Annotated in this window: 16 protein-coding genes; 4 read left to right on the plus strand and 12 right to left on the minus strand. The window is 61.0% G+C overall.

Annotated features, from left to right (window positions below):
* Nucleotides 1–299: 299 nt before the first annotated feature.
* A complete protein-coding gene (locus EOS_RS13175; RefSeq protein ID WP_326972920.1) occupies nt 300–869 on the plus strand; it encodes a class I SAM-dependent methyltransferase in 570 nt (189 codons plus the stop codon).
* A gap of 18 nt (nt 870–887) precedes the next feature.
* Here EOS_RS13175 and EOS_RS13180 read toward each other — a convergent pair whose 3' ends face one another.
* The 11 genes from EOS_RS13180 to EOS_RS13230 all read right to left on the minus strand — a co-directional run bounded on the left by EOS_RS13180 (nt 888) and on the right by EOS_RS13230 (nt 14,437).
* The gene (locus EOS_RS13180; protein WP_047847078.1) at nt 888–2,699 is read right to left on the minus strand and encodes a cytochrome c biogenesis protein DipZ; all 1,812 of its coding nucleotides are present in this window, start codon (nt 2,697–2,699) and stop codon (nt 888–890) included.
* 37 nt (nt 2,700–2,736) lie between these two features.
* Nucleotides 2,737–3,252, minus strand: a complete 516-nt coding sequence (gene msrB, locus EOS_RS13185; RefSeq protein ID WP_047847079.1) for a peptide-methionine (R)-S-oxide reductase MsrB — start codon at nt 3,250–3,252, stop codon at nt 2,737–2,739.
* Nucleotides 3,253–3,851: 599 nt separating this feature from the next.
* Nucleotides 3,852–4,325: a hypothetical protein gene (locus tag EOS_RS13190; protein ID WP_047847080.1), complete on the minus strand. Its 474-nt coding sequence runs from the start codon at nt 4,323–4,325 to the stop codon at nt 3,852–3,854.
* A 381-nt stretch (nt 4,326–4,706) separates the two neighbouring features.
* On the minus strand, nt 4,707–5,894 hold the full coding sequence (locus EOS_RS13195) for a thiolase family protein (protein WP_047847081.1): 1,188 nt from the start codon (nt 5,892–5,894) through the stop codon (nt 4,707–4,709).
* A 160-nt stretch (nt 5,895–6,054) separates the two neighbouring features.
* Nucleotides 6,055–6,486, minus strand: coding sequence for a MarR family winged helix-turn-helix transcriptional regulator (locus EOS_RS13200; RefSeq protein ID WP_047847117.1), 432 nt, complete (start codon nt 6,484–6,486; stop codon nt 6,055–6,057).
* 81 nt (nt 6,487–6,567) lie between these two features.
* Nucleotides 6,568–7,629: an ABC transporter ATP-binding protein gene (locus EOS_RS13205; protein WP_047847082.1), complete on the minus strand. Its 1,062-nt coding sequence runs from the start codon at nt 7,627–7,629 to the stop codon at nt 6,568–6,570.
* Between the two features lie 6 nt (nt 7,630–7,635).
* Nucleotides 7,636–9,279 carry an ABC transporter permease gene (locus EOS_RS13210; protein ID WP_047847083.1) on the minus strand — a complete coding sequence of 548 codons (1,644 nt, stop codon included), beginning with the start codon at nt 9,277–9,279 and terminating at the stop codon, nt 7,636–7,638.
* Between the two features lie 24 nt (nt 9,280–9,303).
* Nucleotides 9,304–10,329 carry an iron ABC transporter substrate-binding protein gene (locus EOS_RS13215; protein ID WP_047847084.1) on the minus strand — a complete coding sequence of 342 codons (1,026 nt, stop codon included), beginning with the start codon at nt 10,327–10,329 and terminating at the stop codon, nt 9,304–9,306.
* Between the two features lie 93 nt (nt 10,330–10,422).
* Complete coding sequence (efeB, locus tag EOS_RS13220) at nt 10,423–11,703, minus strand: iron uptake transporter deferrochelatase/peroxidase subunit (RefSeq protein ID WP_047847085.1); 1,281 nt, start codon at nt 11,701–11,703, stop codon at nt 10,423–10,425.
* Nucleotides 11,704–11,722: 19 nt separating this feature from the next.
* On the minus strand, nt 11,723–12,847 hold the full coding sequence (locus tag EOS_RS13225) for a hypothetical protein (RefSeq protein ID WP_047847086.1): 1,125 nt from the start codon (nt 12,845–12,847) through the stop codon (nt 11,723–11,725).
* Between the two features lie 51 nt (nt 12,848–12,898).
* Nucleotides 12,899–14,437 (minus strand): carbohydrate porin, encoded by a 1,539-nt coding sequence (locus tag EOS_RS13230; RefSeq protein ID WP_047847087.1) that lies wholly within the window; start codon nt 14,435–14,437, stop codon nt 12,899–12,901.
* A gap of 756 nt (nt 14,438–15,193) precedes the next feature.
* On the opposite strand from EOS_RS13230, the gene EOS_RS13235 reads away from it, so the two are divergent.
* The 3 genes from EOS_RS13235 to EOS_RS13245 all read left to right on the plus strand — a co-directional run bounded on the left by EOS_RS13235 (nt 15,194) and on the right by EOS_RS13245 (nt 18,711).
* Nucleotides 15,194–16,354 (plus strand): branched-chain amino acid ABC transporter substrate-binding protein, encoded by a 1,161-nt coding sequence (locus tag EOS_RS13235; RefSeq protein WP_047847088.1) that lies wholly within the window; start codon nt 15,194–15,196, stop codon nt 16,352–16,354.
* 55 nt (nt 16,355–16,409) lie between these two features.
* The gene (locus tag EOS_RS13240; protein ID WP_047847089.1) at nt 16,410–17,585 is read left to right on the plus strand and encodes an NAD(P)/FAD-dependent oxidoreductase; all 1,176 of its coding nucleotides are present in this window, start codon (nt 16,410–16,412) and stop codon (nt 17,583–17,585) included.
* Nucleotides 17,586–17,847: 262 nt separating this feature from the next.
* Nucleotides 17,848–18,711, plus strand: coding sequence for a M48 family metallopeptidase (locus tag EOS_RS13245; protein WP_082163330.1), 864 nt, complete (start codon nt 17,848–17,850; stop codon nt 18,709–18,711).
* A gap of 97 nt (nt 18,712–18,808) precedes the next feature.
* Here EOS_RS13245 and EOS_RS13250 read toward each other — a convergent pair whose 3' ends face one another.
* Complete coding sequence (locus tag EOS_RS13250) at nt 18,809–19,726, minus strand: LysR substrate-binding domain-containing protein (protein WP_047847090.1); 918 nt, start codon at nt 19,724–19,726, stop codon at nt 18,809–18,811.
* Nucleotides 19,727–19,788: the final 62 nt, after the last annotated feature.

A 19,788-nucleotide genomic window follows, 5' to 3' on the forward strand; every position in this document is an offset into this window, starting at 1 on the left:
CATTATTGAAGTGAGCGCGGGGCGTTTGCGATAGGGACAAACGCGGAGGGGGCGTTCGCCCACTACTCAGCGCCGCGCGAAATCCCTGCCCGAGCGCGAACGAAACCGAAAAGAGCGCATACTATCCCCCCTTCCCCCAGCGCGACCCAACACCGCGCGCCCTTAATGCCCGGTTACCTGACCAAGCAACAAACATCGCCGTCGCGGGCGTCGACGACCTGATCATCCGCTCGCTGCTAGACCTTCAGCAATTCTCCGATCCCACCGGCGACGCCGAACGAATCGGCATCTCTTCGGCCATGTGGCCGCTGTTCGGCATGCTGTGGCCGTCCGGCGCACACCTCGCCGCACGCCTCGCCTTACGGCCAGTCCTGGTCGGTGAACGAATTCTCGAAATCGGCTGCGGACTGGCGCTGGCAAGTCTCGTCGGACACCGGCGCGGTGCAGATGTGACCGCCAGCGATTGTCATCCATTGACCGCGGACTTCCTGAAAGAAAACCTGCGCCTGAACCATCTGCCGCCCATGAAATACCGGCACGGCAACTGGTCCATCCCCGAGCTCGAAGACACACTGAAAGACGAAGCAGGACGCCATATCGTCGACGGTCGCTTCGACCTGATCATGGGCAGCGACCTGCTCTATGAACGCGATGCCAACGCGACGCTCGCGGCGTTCATCGGACTGCATGCATCGTCCACAGCCGAGGTCTGGATCGTAGACCCCGACCGGGGTAATCGTGCCGCGTTCAACCGCCAAATGGGCGAACGCGGTTTTCAAATGCGCGAGGAACGGCTGGATCGCATCGCCTTCGACGATACCGCCGCATATAAAGGCCGCCTGCTGATCTATCGTTTCAACGACGCATGAAGCCGCAAGCGCACTGAATCACCCAAACGTGAACGCATACGCCTCGACACCGGGGTCCAGGAATTCAATGGTGAAGGTGCGATCCTTTACGTCACCTGTCTGGCGCACCAGCTGATATAAGCGCTGCTCAGTCACCGTGCCGGTGCCGTCGGCCTTCACATCCGTACCGTGCGCGTCGCCCGGCGCAGCGCCGTCTATGCTGACGCGAAACCTCACCGGCTTGTTGTCCTTTCCAGGTCCCAGCACGAGATGCAGGTCGCGTGCATGAAATCGATACACAATGGTCCCCGTCGATGCCGCGAGCGTCGCTTGCTCCGCGCCCACTTTCCATGCACCCGCAAGGCCCCAGTTGTTGAGCGCGAGTTGCGCCGGTGCGGCATACGCGTGAACCCGGTCATGCGGCTCGCCTCCCCGACCAGCAAAGTTCTCGGCGCGTTCGTAGCCCACATAGGTTTCCGGTGACAGCATGTCGGTGTTATCGGCGGCCATTTGCACGCCCTTTGCCGAGGTGTCGCTGACCATCGCCGCGGCGCTCGCGTGACCGGCTTCTGCCAATAACTGCTGGATCACCTGTTCCGAATGCGCATAGTCGCCTTCGCCAAAGTGGTGGAAGCGAATCTGCCCCTTGGCATCGACGAAATAATGCGCCGGCCAGTACTGGTTGCCGAACGCACGCCAGATGGCGTAGTTGTTATCGATCGCAACCGGATAGTCGATACCGAGATCGTGCGTCGCCCGCTTGACGTTGTCCACGTTGCGCTCAAATGCAAACTCCGGTGCGTGCACGCCGATCACCACTAGCCCTTGATCGCGATACTTCTGCGCCCACGCTTTCACGTAAGGCAGCGAGCGCAAACAGTTGATGCACGAGTAAGTCCAGAAGTCGACGAGCACCACCTTGCCACGCAGATCCTGTGCCGTCAGCGGCGACGAATTGAGCCACTGAATGGCGCCGGACAGCGGCGGCAATTCGCCTTCCACGGGCAGCGGCGCCTCGACGCTCGCAGCTGCACGCATCATCGCGGGTGCGGCGGCGGCATCGGTTGCCGTGGTGGTCTGGGCAGGCGTGGCCGCGTCATTGTTCACCGGCTTCGCAGGCATCGAACCGCCTGAAAGACGGTCCACCAGTTTCTGTTCGATGCCACCCGTTGCAACCGTCGATACACGCGCCAGCACGCCGGTGTCCAGTCCCAATGAGATCGCGACAACACCCAGCAACATCGCAGCGCCAATACCCCGGCGAATCCACTCGCCCGCGCCAAGCGAGCGTTTCATCGCGGCAAACACGCGGCCGCCGATCAGCAAGGCCACCGCCAGCGATGTCGCTGCACCGACCGCGTAAGCGACCAGCAGTAGCGTCGTGCCGACGCTTGCGCCGCGCAGTGCTGCACCCGTCAGCACGAGGCCGAGAATCGGGCCGGCGCACGGCGCCCACAGCAAACCGGTGGCAATACCCAGCAGAAACGATGAGCTCGCGCGCACTTGTTGTCCGTCGGCTTGGGCAAATTCGGAGAGCCGGTTGCCGGCGCTGACCAGCGGGCGCATCAGGCGCTCGGCGAAGCTAGGCAACAGCAAGGTCAGGCCGAAGATGCCCAGCAAGGCGACAGCAAGCCAGCGGCCATACTGGTTCGCTTGCGTCACCCAGCCGCCACCTACCGCGGCGAGCGTCGCGACTACCGCGAAGGTGATGGCCATGCCGGCAAGCAGAGGCAGGCCGCTACGCACGAACGGTTGATCCGCCCGCGAGAACACGAAGGGGAGCACAGGCAGGATGCAGGGGCTCAGGATGGTGAGCGCGCCGCCAAGATAAGCCAGGACGATGAGTAACATGAGCGTGAGGTTTCTTAGGGGTTTTAGCTTCGCGTATTTAGACCGCGGCAGGTTTGAAAGTCATCGCCAGACCGTTCATGCAATAACGCAGTCCGGTAGGTTTGGGGCCGTCATCGAAGACATGACCGAGGTGGCCGCCGCATCGCCGGCAATGCACCTCCGTGCGCGATACGCCGAAAGACAAGTCCTCGTGCGTGCCGACCGCGTGGTCGAGCGGCGCCCAGAAGCTGGGCCAGCCGGTATGGCTGTCGAACTTCGTGCGCGACGAAAAGAGGTCGAGCTGGCAACCAGCGCACGCAAACGTGCCACTGCGATGTTCATCGTTCAAAGGGCTGCTGTAGGGACGTTCAGTGCCTTCGTGCCGCAACACGTTGTACTGCGCGGGAGTCAACATGCGACGCCACTCGCCATCGGGATGAACGACTTCGAACGATTCATCGGCCTTGCCGCTGCTTGGCCCGGTCGCGCCTGACACGCGCCGTTGATTGAACGTGGCAAACGTTGCTGCGGCCAGGACGCTTCCTGCTAATAGAAACTGGCGCCGGGTGTGCATGATGTGCTCCTGAACAAAACTAGCTCTTTTAGGAATGCCTTACTTTGTACGGGCGGCTTCCGGGTCGCTGCAGTGAACCGCGATTTTGCATCTGCATGTGCATCTGGATAGGCAAACACTTCGATCACAGCTTTAATCCGTCGGAGCGTGAAAATCGTGAGGAATATCGAAGTTGTGTGGCCTATTTCAACCGGGTCTTGAATGCGGCGAGGTTTTAGCACCGCCAACGTTCTCTGCGCGTCTGTTAGCTAGTTCGTCTTGGGGCCGCGGCGGGTTACACGTGGTTAGTCAAATTCCCTGATCGGCATTCGGATGCGTGTCCATGAACGCCCGTATCGTATTGTTTTCGCCGCTATATTTATTGAAATATAGCGTAACGCGGTTGACATCGACTTGACATGCTTAGGGCGCGGACACCATCAAACCCGATGGATCTGGTGGCGCGCTTTGGCGGCAAGGAAAGAGACGATGCCCCGAACAGGGCATCGGTAATAGACGCAAGTCGTGGCGACTTCAAGAGGCTTCAGCAGCTTGTACAGCGAATCCCATACCCCGGCACCAGGAAACGCTTCACGTGCCCTTGAGCACTGAGGCCCCCCTCACCGCACCATATACCCGCGATCTGTCATGCATTCGCTATACGAGCGCCAGTACTGGACCATCGGTGGCTCGGGCGGAGGCAGCGCGGGCATCGGGGCATCGGCGGAAGTCGAACTCGCGTGCGCGGCAGCGCGAGCGTCTGCAGCCACGCCGGGCGTCGGGGTTCCTGACGTTGCCACCATCGATGCCGCAACCGGTGCAGACCCCGGCGCCATCGCCGATGGCAACGGCGTCGCCACCGCGACCTGGTGCACCGCAGCAGGCTTCGTGGTCGTCGGCTTTTCAGGCGCCTGGGACTGACGCGCCATATTCACGCCGGTGTGTTGATTGGCGTAGCTGTAACACATGGCGGTGTCGATGCTGGTTTGCGCCGGGCTTTGGCTGCGCATCGGAAAGGCGAGCGGCGGCTGCGCCAGCGCGCTTGCGCTCAAGAACAGGACGGCAATGCCGGCGGATAGGGGGATTATTCTCATAGCTCGTGCACTCCTGGAAACAGGAATGACGACGCCCGGATCGGAAGCCAATTCCGAAGCGCCGCCAAACGAGCTTTCACCTTACTGTCCGCGTCTCGCACCCATGCGAAAGACTATCGCTCTAATCCGCCAACTTCTCGCATTATTCTCCTGCTTAGCGCGCTGGACCGCGTTTTTTCGAAGGTATTGATCGATTTAAAAACGCTCGAAGCCACGACCTGCGATTCGAGAATCAGCATGACGCATCGCACCACAAAATCATCCGCTTCGCGACGATGCCGCGATGTTTGTACTATCCGGGGCATCGCCATGTTCCGGCGGGCTTGCGCACGTTCATCGATGTGATTCGCGAGTTCAACCCGCCCGTGCAACCAGCCTGACTCAAAGGCTTTCCAGCGCCAGCGCAATACCCTGCCCGCCGCCGATACACAGCGTGACCATCGCTCTTTTCAAGCCGTCGCGTTTCATTGCGTGGGCGAGGCGCGTGACCAGCACCGCACCGGTTGCGCCGATAGCGTGACCGTGGGCAATCGCGCCGCCTTCGGGGTTCACCACATCGTCAGGCAAGCCCAATTTGCGCGCGACCGCAATCGGCACCGCGGCGAACGCTTCGTTGATCTCGATGCGCTCGAGATCACCTAATTTCCAGCCCGCGCGATCCAGCGCTTGCTGCACGGCAGGCACCGGTCCGAGGCCGAACATGCCCGGCTCGACCGCCGCGATGCCGTAAGCCACCAGCCGCACCGAAGGCTCGATCCCATTGCGCTCGGCGAACGCGCGGTCTGCTACCAGCATCGCCGCTGCACCGCTGTTCAAACCCGGCGCATTGCCCGCCGTGATCGTGCCGTCCGGGCGAAATGCGGGACGCAGCTTTGCCAGCATCGCGAGCGTGGTGTCGGGGCGCGGCTGTTCGTCGGTATCGAAGACGATGGTTTGTTTGCCCGCCTTCACCTCCACGCCGACAATCTCCGCCTTGAACAAACCCTTCGCTTGCGCCGCGGCGAAACGTTGCTGCGAACGCTCGGCGAATCGATCCTGCGCCTCGCGCGTGATGTCCACCTGCGTCACGAGATCTTCCGTATGCCAGCCGGAATGTTTACCGGAGAAGGCGTCGTCGAGACCATCGCGCAACATGCTGTCGTGGATTTCCGCATTGCCCATCCGATACCCGAAGCGGCCGTTATCGAGCAGATACGGCGCACGGTCCATGTTTTCCATGCCGCCGGCCACCGCGAGTTGCGTGAAGCCAGCGGTTATCTCATTCGCCGCCGAGACGATCGCCTGCGCGCCCGATCCGCACACGCGGTTCACGGTCAGCGCGGGTACCGAGACTGGCAAACCGCCATTCACGGCCGCCTGGCGCGCGGGATTCATGCGATTGCCGGCCTGGATCACGTTGCCGAATGTGACCGAATCCACGCTCTGCCCCGCCACGCCGGCACGCCGCAGCGTTTCACGGATGACGGCGGCTCCAAGGTCCGTCGCGGGCGTGCCTTTCAGCGTCCCGTTGAAAGCGCCGATCGCGGTTCTGACCGGCTCGCACAGCACGATTTCACGTTGTTGGCTCATGATTCGTCCTTTCAATGTTAATGAGCGGGCGTGAGACAAGCAGGCGTTGCCGACAACAGTGACGCCTTCACATTGCGCCCGACTTCATCGATGATAATCTCTTTCGTGCATATGCACTTTGTGCGGAAAAAAACGCCCGGCATGGCACCAGGCGCTTGATTTATTCCATCGATGTCAATTCGAACAGCGACTTCCTCAGTTCCCCGGCGCGTTCCCGGCCGAACTTTTCCTCGAATTCCCTTTGCGCCTCGCGCCATTGCAACGAGGCTTCCCCGAGCGTTTTCCTGCCGGCGTCAGACAGGCGCAGCGCTACGGCACGCGTGCTGGCGTCTTGCTGCTCGGCGGCGACAAGGCCATCGCGCTGCAACGGTTTCAGTGCGCGGACCAGCGTGGTGCGCTCCATGACCATCGCGTCTGCGAGTTCGGCCATGGTCACGCCCGGACGCCTGTGGATTGCCGCGAGCAGCGTGAATTGCGCCGCCGTCACGCCCGCCTGGCTGACATGGCGTTCATACAACTGCGACACAAAACGCGCCGCCTGACGGATGGCGAAACAGTTGCAATCGAGATAGGAGAGATTCGGGGTAGTCATAAAATCCATAGTATTTGTGCATATGCACTTTGTCAAGCTCGAGAGTTTGGGCTTCGACGACAACCGGCCCTATTTCTCTATTTACCCTTTGGGATAAGCCACGACATCGCCTTCGACCGACAGCGAGATGCGCTCGCCGACACGCGGATGCGAATGCCCCGCCACGCGAATCTGCACACCGCGCGCGCCGGTGACGGACCGCAGCATGACGCTGGCATCGTGGCCGTAGAACACGACTTTCTCCACCACCGCCTCTACACCGTCGCCTTCCCCACGACGATCCGAAACAATCCGGATCTGCTCCGGCCGGATCATCACGTCGACATCGATATCGTTCGCGGTCATCGCACGCGCGATCGGCAAGGTGCCGAACTCACACACCACCTGCTTCGAATTCGCGCGATGGATCGATCCGGGCACGATCACCGCATCGCCGACAAAACTCGCCAGCTCCCGCGACACGGGCCGCCGATACACCGCTTCCGGCGAATCCGTCTGCACCAACCGGCCGCGCCACAACACCGCGACTTCGTGCCCGAGCGACAACGCCTCGGCCTGATCGTGCGTGACGAGCACCGCGGTTGCACCGGTGGCCGCTAGCGCGTTTGCCACGGCCTCGCGGGTTTCGATCCGCAACGCGGCATCGAGGGAAGAAAACGGCTCGTCGAGCATGACAAGCGATGGCGACGGCGCAAGTGCGCGCGCCAGCGCGACGCGTTGCTGCTGTCCGCCAGATAACGCCTGCGGCGGCCGGTCGCCATACGCGGCAGGCAGACCGACGAGCGCGAGCAATTCGTCCACCCGATACCGCGCCCGCCGCTGCTGCCGCGGCAAGCCGAAGACAATGTTATCGGCGACGGAAAGGTGGGGGAACAGCGCGCCTTCCTGCGGCACATAGCCGATCCGGCGCGCTTCCGACGGCACATGAACGCCCGGCCCGGCCACGCGCACGCCGTCGATCTCGACCGTGCCGCCGTCTGCTCGTTCGAAGCCGCAAAGCACCCGCAACAACGTGGTCTTGCCACTGCCGGACGGCCCGAGCAGGGCTAACAGGGTGCCCCGTTCCACCGATAAATCGACGCCATGAAGCACGGGTTGACCATCGAAGGATTTCGTCAGGCTGGTAACGCGAAGTTCGCTCATATCGATTTACTTGTCAGGCGGCGAACCGGCCTGTAGTCCTGCTTTTAAATCCGCCGCACGCCCCTCTACCGCCGATCTCCCCAGCAACGTGAACAGCCCGATGGATGCCGCCAGCGAGATGCCCACGAGCAACGCGGCATACGGCGCGGCAGCGGCAAATGCGAGCGTGGAGGTATCGATCCAGACTTGAGTGGCGAGCGTACGCGTGCCGCTCGGCGAAAGCAGCAGCGTGGAGTTGAGTTCGGTGACGACCGAGATGAAGACCATCGTTGCGCCCGCCCCGAGGCCGGGACCCGCCAGCGGCAAGAGTACACGCCGCACGGTTTCGCGCCAGCTCAGGCCAAGCGATCGCGCAGTTTCTTCCAGACGCGGCTGCGCTTGCGTGAATGCCGCGCGCACGCTGACCAGCGCGAGCGGCAAAAAGAGAATGGCGTAGGCGACTACCAGCAGCGCGGCGCTTTGATACAGCGGCCTCAGCGCATGCACGGCCAGCGACACGATCGCCAGCGCGACCACGAGACTCGGCAAGCCTTGCGCGAGGAACACGATGCGTTCGAACGTCGTCGCAATCCGGCTGGGAAAACGCACCAGCAAGAACGCCAGGGGCACGCACGCAAGCGTAGTGACAACCGCCGCCGCGCAGCCATAACCGATCGATGAGAACGTCGATTCAAGCAGCAGTTCCGGCGACACTTCCGCCGGCGTGATGGCGGCAGCACCGCTTTGCGTCAGCCAGAAACCGATCATGCCGATAGGCACGCCCAGCGTCACGATCGCCAACACGACAAAGGCGGCGACAACCGCCCAACGCCACGCACCGAGTTCATAACGCAGCGCCGCGCGCCTCACGCCGCGATCGATGCGTTCATACCGCGCCCTGCCGCGCACGCGCATTTCCAGCGCCAGGCAGAAGAGGCACATCGCGATAAGAATGCACGCGAATACCGACGCGCCGCTGCTGTCGAAGCTGGTCCTGTATTCGGCGTAGATCTGCGTGGTGAAGGTGCGAAAACGCAGCAGCGTGAACGCGCCGAATTCCGACAGCACGCCCAGCGCCACCAGCAGCATTCCGCCGAACAGAGCGGGCCGCAATTGCGGCAACACCACGCGCACGAACACGCCAAGACGCTCGCAACCCAGCGAACGCGCGCTTTCTTCGAGCGCCGGGTCCATGCCGCGCAAAGCAGCGGCGACCGGCAAATAGACGAGCGGAAAATAGGCGGTGGAAATGACCAGCAACGCCCCCGCGAAGTCCTGCAAATCCAGACTCAGCGACACCCACGCGTAACTGGTGATGAACGCGGGCATGGCGAGCGGCGCGACGGTGAGCGCGGCCCAAAGACGCCGCCCAGGCAAGCGCGTTCGTTCGATAAACCACGCCGCCGCCGTACCCACCACGCCCGCCACGAGCGTCGCGCTCACGGTGATGGACAGTGTATTGATGAGCAGCTCGCCCACCAGCGGCCTGAAAATCAGCTCGATGGCGTCATCCCAGCCGAACGTCACCGCGCGATACACCGTGAAGGCGAGCGGCATCAGCACCAGCAGCGCGCACAATCCCGCCGCCACGAGCAAACCCCGCGGCGCGCGTTTGCGGCTGCGGGGTTTGGGAAGCGCGGACACGCCAACCGCCTTCGCTACATCGCTCATACGTTCATACGCTTGTTCAACCGCTTAGAGTAATCCTGCCTGACGCATCAGCTTCGCGGCTTTGCTGTCGTCGCCGAGTTGTTCGATGGTAAGCGACGGCGGGCTCAACTGATCGAAAGGCTTGAGCATCGGGTCAGGTGCGACACCTGCATGCAACGGATATTCGTACGCGATCTTGCCCTTCGCAATCAACTCCTGCGCACGTTCGCTGACAAGATACGCGAGGAATTGCTGCGCGGCCTGCTGGTTCTTGCTCGACTTCAAAACCGCTGCGCCCGATATGTTCACGAGCGCGCCTACATCGCCGTTACCGAAGTGATACATCGCGCTGCGGGTGGCACTGTCGCCGAGTTGCGTATGCAGGCGCGCCCAGTAGTAGTTGTTCACTACGCCCGTTGCCACGCCGCCGCGATTCACAGCCGCCACCACACCTTCGTCATCGTCGAAGATCTGCGCATTTTTCTTCAGGCCCTTGAGCCATGCCAGCGCATCCGCTTCGCCCTTCATCGCGATCACGGCGCTCACCACCGGCAGGAAATCGCCATCGCTCGGTGCAATACCGACCTTGCCTTTCCATTCCGGCTTGGCCAGATCCATCAACGATGCCGGCAGTTGCGCCGCGTCGATCTTCTTCGTGTTATAGACCAGCACGTTTTCACGCGCGAGCACGCCGACCCAGTCGCCCTGCGGGGAGTTGTAGCGGGAAGGAATAGTGGAGAGCGTGGACGCATCGGTTTTCGCAAGCAGGCCCTTTTCGTCCAGCAACATCAGTTCGGGCGAGTTCTCGGTGAAGTAAATATCGGCGGGAGAAGCCGATCCTTCCGCGACCAGTTGCGCGGCCATGGCAGGACCTTCGCCGTTGCGGATCTTCATCGAGATGCCGGATTGCTTCTCGAAGTCCTTCGCCAACGCGGCCACGACCTGTTCGTGTTGCGCGTTGTACAAGGTCAGCGTCGCCGCTTCCGAGTTCAGCGGTAACGCCGCGGCGGCAGTCAGCACCGCGATGCCGCAGAGCGTGCGCAGCACGGGCAGGGAGCGTGTCGTCTTCATTGCAGTCATTCCTTTTGTTGTGATGCGCCGGCTTATCGCCGGCGTGTGCTCTATTGCTTCAGCGTGCTTGAGCTTACTTAAGCCTTCTTCCGATCAGGCTTCGAACAGCCCCGCGCCAATAAACGAACCCGGCCGCACGCCCGGCGGGCACGCGAACACCGCGCTGCCCACATGCGTGGTGAACTGATTCATCATGTCGAACTTCGCGAGCCGGTCGTTGATCGGAATAAAACCGGTGCGCGGATCGCTTTGATGCGCGACGAAAATCAGCCCCGCGTCGTACTCGGTTTCCTGGCGCCACGGCGGCCAGCGTTCGATATAAAAATCGGTGCCGTCGTTGTACGAATAAGAACGGCGCAGGATCTGCGCACCATTGTTCGTCGCCTGGTTCGACAAACGCACATGCGAGTTTTCAGGGATCACCTGATTGCCATCTTTATCGGCGGCGTCGAGATCGAGTGCATCGAATTCGTTCTTCTTGCCGATCGGCGCACCGCTGTATTTCTCGCGGCCCATCACCTGTTCCTGGAAACCGCGCTCCATGGTGTCCCAGTGTTCCAGCGTGATGCGGATACGGCGCACGACAGTGTACGTGCCGCCATTCATCCACGGCGCATCGGGCGCGTTGGCCCAGACGAACTGGTTCATCAACGCGGGTTGCGCCGTCGAAGGATTGTTCGTGCCGTCCTTGAAACCCATCAGGTTACGCGGCGTCTGGCCACGCGGACCGGAGAGGAAACCCGCCTGACCCCAGCGCATTGCCACGATGCCGTAGCCCATGCGCGCGAGTTGGCGAACCGCGTGGAACGCGACTTGTGCGTCGTTGGCACAGGCCTGGATCAGGATGTCGCCACCGGTTTTCTGCGGCAGCAACTGGTCGCCATTGAAGCGCGGTAGGTCGACCAGCGCGGCCGGCCGGCGCTTCTCCAACCCGTAGCGGTCGCGGCCTTCGTGCGTGAACAGCCCCGGACCGAAACCGAACGTGATCGTCAGGCCCGCCGCACCCAGGCCGAGAATATCGCCGGAATCGGGTGCGGCTTTGTCGTCGGCAGGCAGAGGCTTGGCCGTGTCTCCACGCGACATGCGCGCGGCCGCGTCCGTCCATGTTTTCAGAAGACCGATCACGTCGTCGCGTTTATCCGTCGTGAGATCGAGCGCCGCCACATACGTGTGGCTCTGCTGGGGCGTCACGATGCCCGCCTGATGCTCGCCGAAAAACGGTTCGACCATGAGCATCGGGTCGACGGGTTGCTTCAATTGCTTGAGTGGGGTATTGGTTGCGGCGTGCGCGACAGAACCCGCGCCTAATGCCGCGCCCGCAGCAACGCCTGCTTTGAGAAAACGCCGGCGCGGTGGATCTTGATCGATTGCCATTGTGTCGCCTTGCTTTACTTTATTTCGCCAGAACCAGCGTGTTTACATCGTCTTGCACGTAATAGAAACCGTCGCCTTCCGGTGTCATCGCAATGCCGAACAGGTCGCCATTGCCCGGCGGCGATTGCGCCTTGTCGGTATCGATCCAGCGTGCGTAGAGTTGCTTGCCCGTCGCCGGATCGATCTCCACGACCTGGCCGTTCAACGCGTTCGTCACCAGCAGGTGACCATTGGGCGCCGTCACCATCGCGAGCGGACGATGCAGGAAACCATCGGCGGTCAACTGGCGGCCAACGCCCGCGCTGGTATCGCGCGTCATGGGGTCGTCGATTTCCGTCACGCGGTTACCAATGGCATCGGACGCATACAACAGCTTCTGATCCGGCGACAACGCCAGGCCGGTCGGACCAACCAGGAACACGCCCTTGTCGGCCTGCGCGCCGAAGCCGCTGGCGATCACGGTTTCCTGCTTCACCACCGGCGGCTTGCCTTGCGGGATATCGAGGTCGAGGCGCAGGATCGTGGCCTGCTTGAACACCGGCGGATTGCCGTCCGCACCGCCCACACCAAAGCCCGCGTTGCTCACGAACAGCGTGGCGTGATCGCCGTTATCCACCACGGCCATGTTGCCCCACGGGTCATTGATGTTAGGACTCACGATGGTCGATGCAACCTTGCCCTGGCTGTCGAGCACGATCAGGCAGCCCGCGCCCTTGGTGTTGGTCGTGCCGTCATTACTCGGCGTGCTGCCGACGATCACCCAGCCCGACTTGAGCATGGTCATCGCGGTGGAGAGGCCGATGCCGCCCGGACATTCCTTCAGATCGCGCGGCACGGTGGCGAACACCGACATCTCTTTGGTGTCGGGGTGATAGTTGACGATCGTGCTGCCCGTGCCCTGCAAATTCGCGGCGTTGTTGAAGTTGCCGACCAGCACGTCGCCCTGCTTGACCGTTCCCGCCGACACCGGCGCGACCACGAGCGCATACGGGTTCTGGTCACCGTTGGACGGCACCGTGTTGATGAGCGTGGTGTTTTTATGCAGCGTCTCGAGAAAGCCGATCGGCGCTGCGTGCGCGATGCTGCCTGCAAGGCCGCTTGCGAACACAGCGGCTGACGCAATGGTGCGAATAAGGTGTTTCATGCAAATGCCCCGGGTGCGTGCGTTCAGGTTCATGGTCACGAGTCCCGTCGATCAAAAGGTGATAGTGGTGCGCACGCCGACCACGAAGGTATTGCGCAACGGTTGGGTGGCGTCGCTCGGATTCTGGCCGGCGCCCGCGTTGAAGGTGTATTGCAGGTCGCCCTGCATGACCCACCACGGGGTGACCTGGTACTGATAGGTCGCTTCAACCGCGGTTTCGCTGGTGCGTATGCCATACGGGCCGCCGCTCAGCGCTGCGTTTGCGACATCGAGGTCGTGCGCATGGCTACCGACCTTGATGTACGCGAGGCCAATGCCGACGCTGTCGTTGTCGCGGCCGGCGAACGGCGCTTTCATCACGATGCCCGCGTTGGCGCTCACGCTCACCAGATTGCGGTCGCCAGGCGCACCCATCACGCGTGCGAACACGCCGATGCTGCGCGGTTCATCGGGGTCGGGTCGCCAGATCATCTGGTCGGCGACCGCGTAGAAGCTGTAGTTGCCGTGGTGCGATTGCGCCGTGCCGGTGCTCAGCGGATTGGCAAGTGACAGGCCAGTATTGTCGGTGCTCAGGTCATCGAAACGTTCGTTGTTGTACCAGACACCGATCTTGTACGTGCCCGGCAAACCGCTTTGCGGCACGCCGACCATCTGACCGTCGGACGGCTGGTTGATGGCGTACTGCAACTCGCCGATATACAGCGCGCCGTTATGCAGGTTGAAGTTCGTGCCGCTGATATTGTTGGGATTGTTGCCGAGCGGATTGCCGTCGAACACGCCGGCGAGCGCCGTCAATGACGGCGTGATCTGCCCGCGCACGCGCACGCCGAGTGCGGACAGCGGATACGCCGGACCGCCCGACGGCATGTCGTACGACGGCAAGCCGGGCCAGCCGAACATGGTATTGACGAAGGTGGCCGCGTAGGAGCTGACCATGAACTCCTGGTCGATACTTTGTTGCCCGACCTTCACGTCCACGCGCTTGTTCAGGAAAGACTGCTGATACCAGAGTTCCCAAAGGCGCGTGGTGTCCTGCGCTTCAATCCCGCTCGCGGTATTCAGCGTCCCGAGGTTGTACTGGCTCAGGTTACGGCCATGAATTTGCAGCGCGCTCACGTTGAACGTACCGCCTTCCCAACCGAAGGCCTTTTGGGTATCGAGGCCGAGGGTAACCGTGGTCAACCCGTCGTAGGTGCCGCCGGTTTTCAGACCGCCGCGCACGTTGTCGAGATATTCAGATACTTCGGTCGCCTGCAGCGTCACGCCGTATTTGCCGAGCCACGAGCGCACGCCGCCCATGTCGCCGAGCAGGGTCGAGCGGGTCCATACGCCGGTCCATTGACCCGCCGGTTGCGCCTGGATATTCAAGTCGGCTTCGGGGGTGTCCGATGGCGTTGCGTCTGGGTTGGCCGCACCCGCAGCGAATGCCGCCGATGACACCAGCGCAAACCACGCCAGGCTGGTACCGAGCACCGCCCGGCGAAAAGGCGCAGCACGGCGCTTGATGGCAGCGCGCAGGGTCGCGCCAGGGCGTGAATCGTATCGCGATTCACCGCGCGGTTCGCGCAGGGCGAGCTGGACGGGTTGCATCAAAATCCTCTGTCTTGTTGCGACGGCTGCTGACACGTCGCGTTGATTGTTCTAAAGACGTTACGACGATACGCGTGGTCACCGCGCATCCACCCCGAAACGTCCTCCGGGCCACCATCCAGAAGCACCGGCGAAGCGAATCGTACCCACGCCATCTTTGAACGTCAATATAAATGAGAACGATTCTCATTATAATTACAGGCAGATGAAGCGACCCTTACAAAATCAATTTCTTACAGCTTTTGTTCTATTAAATTTGAAATTATTTTGTAATGTTTTGGATATATTCCGATTGCAAAGCAATGGTCTGTAAGCATTGATTAACCCCGTCAAGTCTGTGCCGCAATCTTCAGGATCAAACGCGGGGCATAAGCGTGCACATCCGGGTAATTGCGGAGCATGTCAATAGAGACGGCAGTGCCAGCTAAGCGAGCTTCGACAATTGGCTTAAACCCGCTATGCCGAAATCCGCATCGCCGATGCGACGAACTGCCAAGACGCCGCTAATTTGGCTTTCTAAATTGCATCTGCCCGCTGGTCACCAGCGAGTTCGTACAACGGCCTCAACCCGTTTTTTCGTCCACACGATAATGACGGCGCGCACGGGCAAATCCCGTCTTGCTCGCAGCGTGCTCGCCGTGGTGCAGTCGTGCATCGGGAAACGGAGTTGAAAAACGTGTAGCTAAAACCAAAACGCGAAAGCAAAACCCAACCGCGCTGCTCGCCGGACCTGTCCAACCCGAAGGAGAATAAAAAATGCATCTTCGAACAAGCCTCAAACCGCTTGCCTGGATTCTCGCGTGCGCTGCAACCGCCTTGAGCGCGTTGCCGCTGTCCGCCGCGGCCGACACGCTTGATATCAAGGTCGGCTTCGCCGCGCCGCTCACGGGCGCGAACGCTGGTTATGGGAAGGATTTGCAGAACGGCGTGCAACTCGCGCTGGATGAAGCGAATGCGAAGAAGATCCAGATCGGCGGCAAGACCGCCAACTTCGTGATCCAGGCTGAAGACGACCAGGCCGACCCGCGGATCGGTGTGCAGGCGGCGCAAAAACTTGTCGATGCGGGCGTGGCCGTTGTGGTCGGCCACTTCAATTCGGGCACGACGATTCCGGCGTCGCAGGTCTATCAGACCGCCGGCATTCCGATCATCGATCCTGCCGCGACCAACCCGACCATCACGCAGCGAGGTTTCGACAACGTCTTCACCGTCATTTCCAGCGACGCCCAGAACGCCGGCACCGCAGGGACCTACGCGGTGACCGTGACGAAGGCGAAGAAGATCTCGATCATCGACGACCGCACAGCCTTCGGCCAGGGCGAAGCCGACGAGTTCGAGAAAGCCGTGAAAGCGGCGGGCGGTTCGATTGTCGCGCGTCAATACAGTGACAACCAGACCGTCGATTTCAGCGCGCAACTCACGGCGCTGAAGGGTGTGGGCACCGATCTGATCTTCTTCGGCGGCCTCGACCGGCAAGCGGCTGCGGTGGGGAAAAGGATGAAGCAGCTTGGCATCAATGCGCAGTTCGTGGGCGGCGGCGGCGTGATGGACGCGGACTTCCTGAAGCTTGCCGGCGATGCAGCCGAAGGTGCGATGGCGTGGGAATACGGCAGTCCGCTCGAGAAACTGCCGCAAGGCAAGGCGTTCTCCGAGAAATTCCAGAAGCGTTTCGGCGTGGCGATTCTCTCGTATGCGCCGTTCGGTTATGACGCTGCGTGGGCAGCGATCAACGCCATGCAGAAGGCTAATTCCGTCGACCCGAAGGTGTATCGTCCGGTGCTGAAGACTATTTCGTTCCCGGGCATTACGGGTACGATTGCCTTCGACAGTACCGGCGCGTTGAAGAATGCTTCGTCGACGATGTATCAGGTCAAGAGCGGCGCATGGGTGCCGGTCGTGACCAAAAGCGGAACGTAATTTTTGACCGGCGCGCGGCGCACGTTTGCGCTGCGCGCATTCAGGAGACAACACGTTGAAGTCGCAGCACGTAGTGGTAGTGGGGGGCGGCGTGATCGGCAGTGCGATCGCGTATTTCTTGCGGGCGGCGGATCAGGGAGTCGGCGTGACGGTGATCGAGCGCGACCCGAGTTACGCGCGGGCTTCGTCGGCGTTATCGGCGGCGTCGATCCGGCAGCAATTTTCCACGCCGCTGTCCGTGCAGATGTCGCTGTATGGGATCGAGTTCTTGCGGTCCATCGGCGAGCGGCTGGCAGTGGATGGGGTTGCGCCTTCCATCGATTTGCATGAAGGCGGTTATCTGTTTCTCGCCACACCCCCCGGTCTCCAAACGCTGCGCGAGAATCACGCGCTGCAGACGAGCCTTGGCGCGGACATTCGTTTCCTAGATAAACCCTCGCTGAAAGCCACCTTCCCGTGGCTTCATACCGATGACCTCGCGGCCGGCGCGTACGGCGCGAGCGGAGAAGGCTGGTTCGACGGTTATGGTCTCGTGCAGGCGTTTCGCAAGAAAGCGCAATCGTTGGGTGCGCGTTATGTGGCGGCTGATGTGACCGGGATCGTGCGGGACGGCGATCGTGTCCAGGCGGTGCTCACGCACGATGGCCAGCGCTTCGATTGCGACATGATGGTCAATGCGGCCGGCGCGTGGTCGCGCAAGATTGCGGAGATGCTGGGTATCGATTTGCCGGTTTATGCGCGACGCCGGAGCATTTTCAATTTCAAATCGCCGGCGCGGCTGGCGCGCTGTCCGTTGGTCATTGATCCTGGCGGCGTGTATTGGCGGCCGGAGGGTGAGACTTATATTTGCGGGGTATCGCCGGGGGCGGATCGTGATTTTGATGATCTGCCATTATCGGAGGTGGATCACGAGCTTTTTGACGATGTCATTTGGCCTGCGCTCGCTGCTCGGGTACCGGAGTTTGAAGCATTGCGGGTGCAGACTTCGTGGTCGGGGTATTACGAATACAACGTGCTGGATCAGAACGCGATTATTGGGCGCCATCCGGCGGTGTCGAATTGTGTTTTTGCTAATGGGTTTAGTGGGCACGGATTGCAGCAAGGTCCCGCGACCGGGCGCGGCGTGAGTGAGCTGATTTTGCACGGCAGGTATACGACGCTGGATTTGTCCGCGTTGAGCTTTGATCGCGTGTTGGCGAATGAGCCGATTGTGGAGAAGAATGTGGTTTGAAGAGTGGATTTCGTTGGTGCCCGGTTTTGCCGAGGAGTCTACGTAAAACCCGGCACTCTGGCGATTTGTGTCAACCTCTACGCCCAGTTGCAAAAAGTTATTCGATGTAGAGTCGCTGTTAATATGCGAAGCCGTCTGAAATAATCTAAAACAAGATGAATGAGACCCATACGCCGCCTTTAGCGGCTTTTGCGTAGATCTCGAAACACAGGTTTGCACGCACCATTTTAAGTAAAAAAACAGCAATCTCCGGGGAAATTGAATGACAAAAGCTATCGGTGCACTCAGGACTACGCGCGAGAAATTGTATCAACCGGCTATGGTCGGTATTGGCATATGCATCTGGATCGCCGTTGCTTTGGCTGTAAAAGCGCACTGGAATGATCCCAAGACAGGCTCCATCGTCCGCCTCTATGTCGGATACGGCGTGGCGTTTATGGTTTTCTACTGGATCGCAGCAGCCGTCTATCGCGCGTCGGCCTTCGGTAACATGATCCTTCTTGGACCCAGGCAATTTCCAGAATTGCACGCAATGGTGGTCGAGGGTGCGCGGGAAATAGGATTGTCCGAGACGCCGCAGACATTTCTGTACAACTCGCATGGCAATTTCAATGCGTTCGCTCGGCGCCTGCTAGGCGGACGCTACGTGTTCCTGACTTCTGCTCTCGTTGAAGCAAGCAGCGACGCACAGGTACGCTTTGTTATCGGCCACGAACTTGGACACCATGCCGCCGGGCATCTGAACCCATGGATAAATGCAGTGAAGTTGCCAGCGCATTTTGTACCGTTCCTGGGAAAGGCCTATTCCCGCTCACGCGAATACACCTGCGACAACATCGGCGCATATCTCTCGAAGGACTTCAACGCGTCTCGCGGCGCCCTGCAGATGCTCGGCTGCGGCTGCCGCCGCCTGAACGACGCTATGGATTGTGACGCCTTCGTGGCCCAGGAAAACATGGTGCCGCCGATCTTCGGATTTCTTACCGAAATAGGTCGCTCTCACCCACGTCTCACACGCAGGGTGGCGGCGATCAAGTCTGGGGTAGCGGGCGCGCTGGATAACGGTCATACCGATGAGTGGCGCGAACCGGAGTTCAAGGCTCCTGTGGCCGAACTTGATCGATGACTTGATCGATGACTTGATCGATGAGCAGGATGGCGAGAGTAGCAGCGCTCCGATCTTGCAGTAGCGCTTCAGAACGCGGGGGTATGACGGTAGGCTTTCAACCTGCCCCCAGATACGTAGAAAGATTCGCCCGCGTCTGCGCAGCCTCCCCTTCAAGCCACTCAGCAAATTCCTGCAAAACCGGCGACGGCGCCGGCCGCTCCGGATAGATCAGATAATACGAAGCCCCGCTAGGCACACACAGCGAAAACGGCGTAATGATCCGCTGCGCCTGCAAATCCTCCTCGATCAGCGACAAATCCCCGATCGTCACGCCCAACCCCTGCATCGCAGACGAAATAGCGAGATCGAGCGTATCGAAGTGCTGCGCTTTCGCCGATGGCAATCCGCGATACCCATACGCCTCCAGCCACCTCAGCCAGTCCCGCCGGTCACGCGTGGGATGCAACAACGTCTGATCGGCAAGATCGTCCGGTGTAGCCGCGCCAGCCCGCCGCTCCTTCCACAAACCCGGAGCACACACTGGCGTCAGCACCTCGTCGAACAGATGATGCGAACTCACGCCCTTCAGCGTCGGCTGCCCGAACACAATGGCGGCATCGAACTGCTCGGCGTTGAACTCCACCCCATGCGACACCGCCGCCGTCACCTCGATCACCAGTTCCGGCCGCTCATTCTGCAACCGGATCACGCGCGGCAAGATCCAGCGCATCGCGCACGTAGGGCATTTCACCCGCAACGTACCGGACTGTGCCCCACTACGCTCCAGCGCCTCGGTAATCTGTGCCAGCGCCTGCTGCAAAGGCGCAAGCAGCATGGCGCCATTCGGCGTAAGCGCAAGACCGCGCGGCTGGCGCACGAACAGCGCATAACCAAGATGCTCCTCCAGACCGGAAATCTGCCGGCTGACGGCACCCTGCGTGATGTTGAGAACATCGGCGGCGCGGGTAAAGTTCAGTCGCTGTGCCACGACCGCGAAGGTTTTGAGCACATCCAAAGACGGTAGCGGTTTCATTGTCGGATCTCGTAAGCCATGACCTGGATTCATGGCGAGTATGACAAACTTTCGATTGTCCG

Source organism: Caballeronia mineralivorans PML1(12), assembly GCF_001028175.1.
GTDB classification, from domain to species: domain Bacteria; phylum Pseudomonadota; class Gammaproteobacteria; order Burkholderiales; family Burkholderiaceae; genus Caballeronia; species Caballeronia mineralivorans.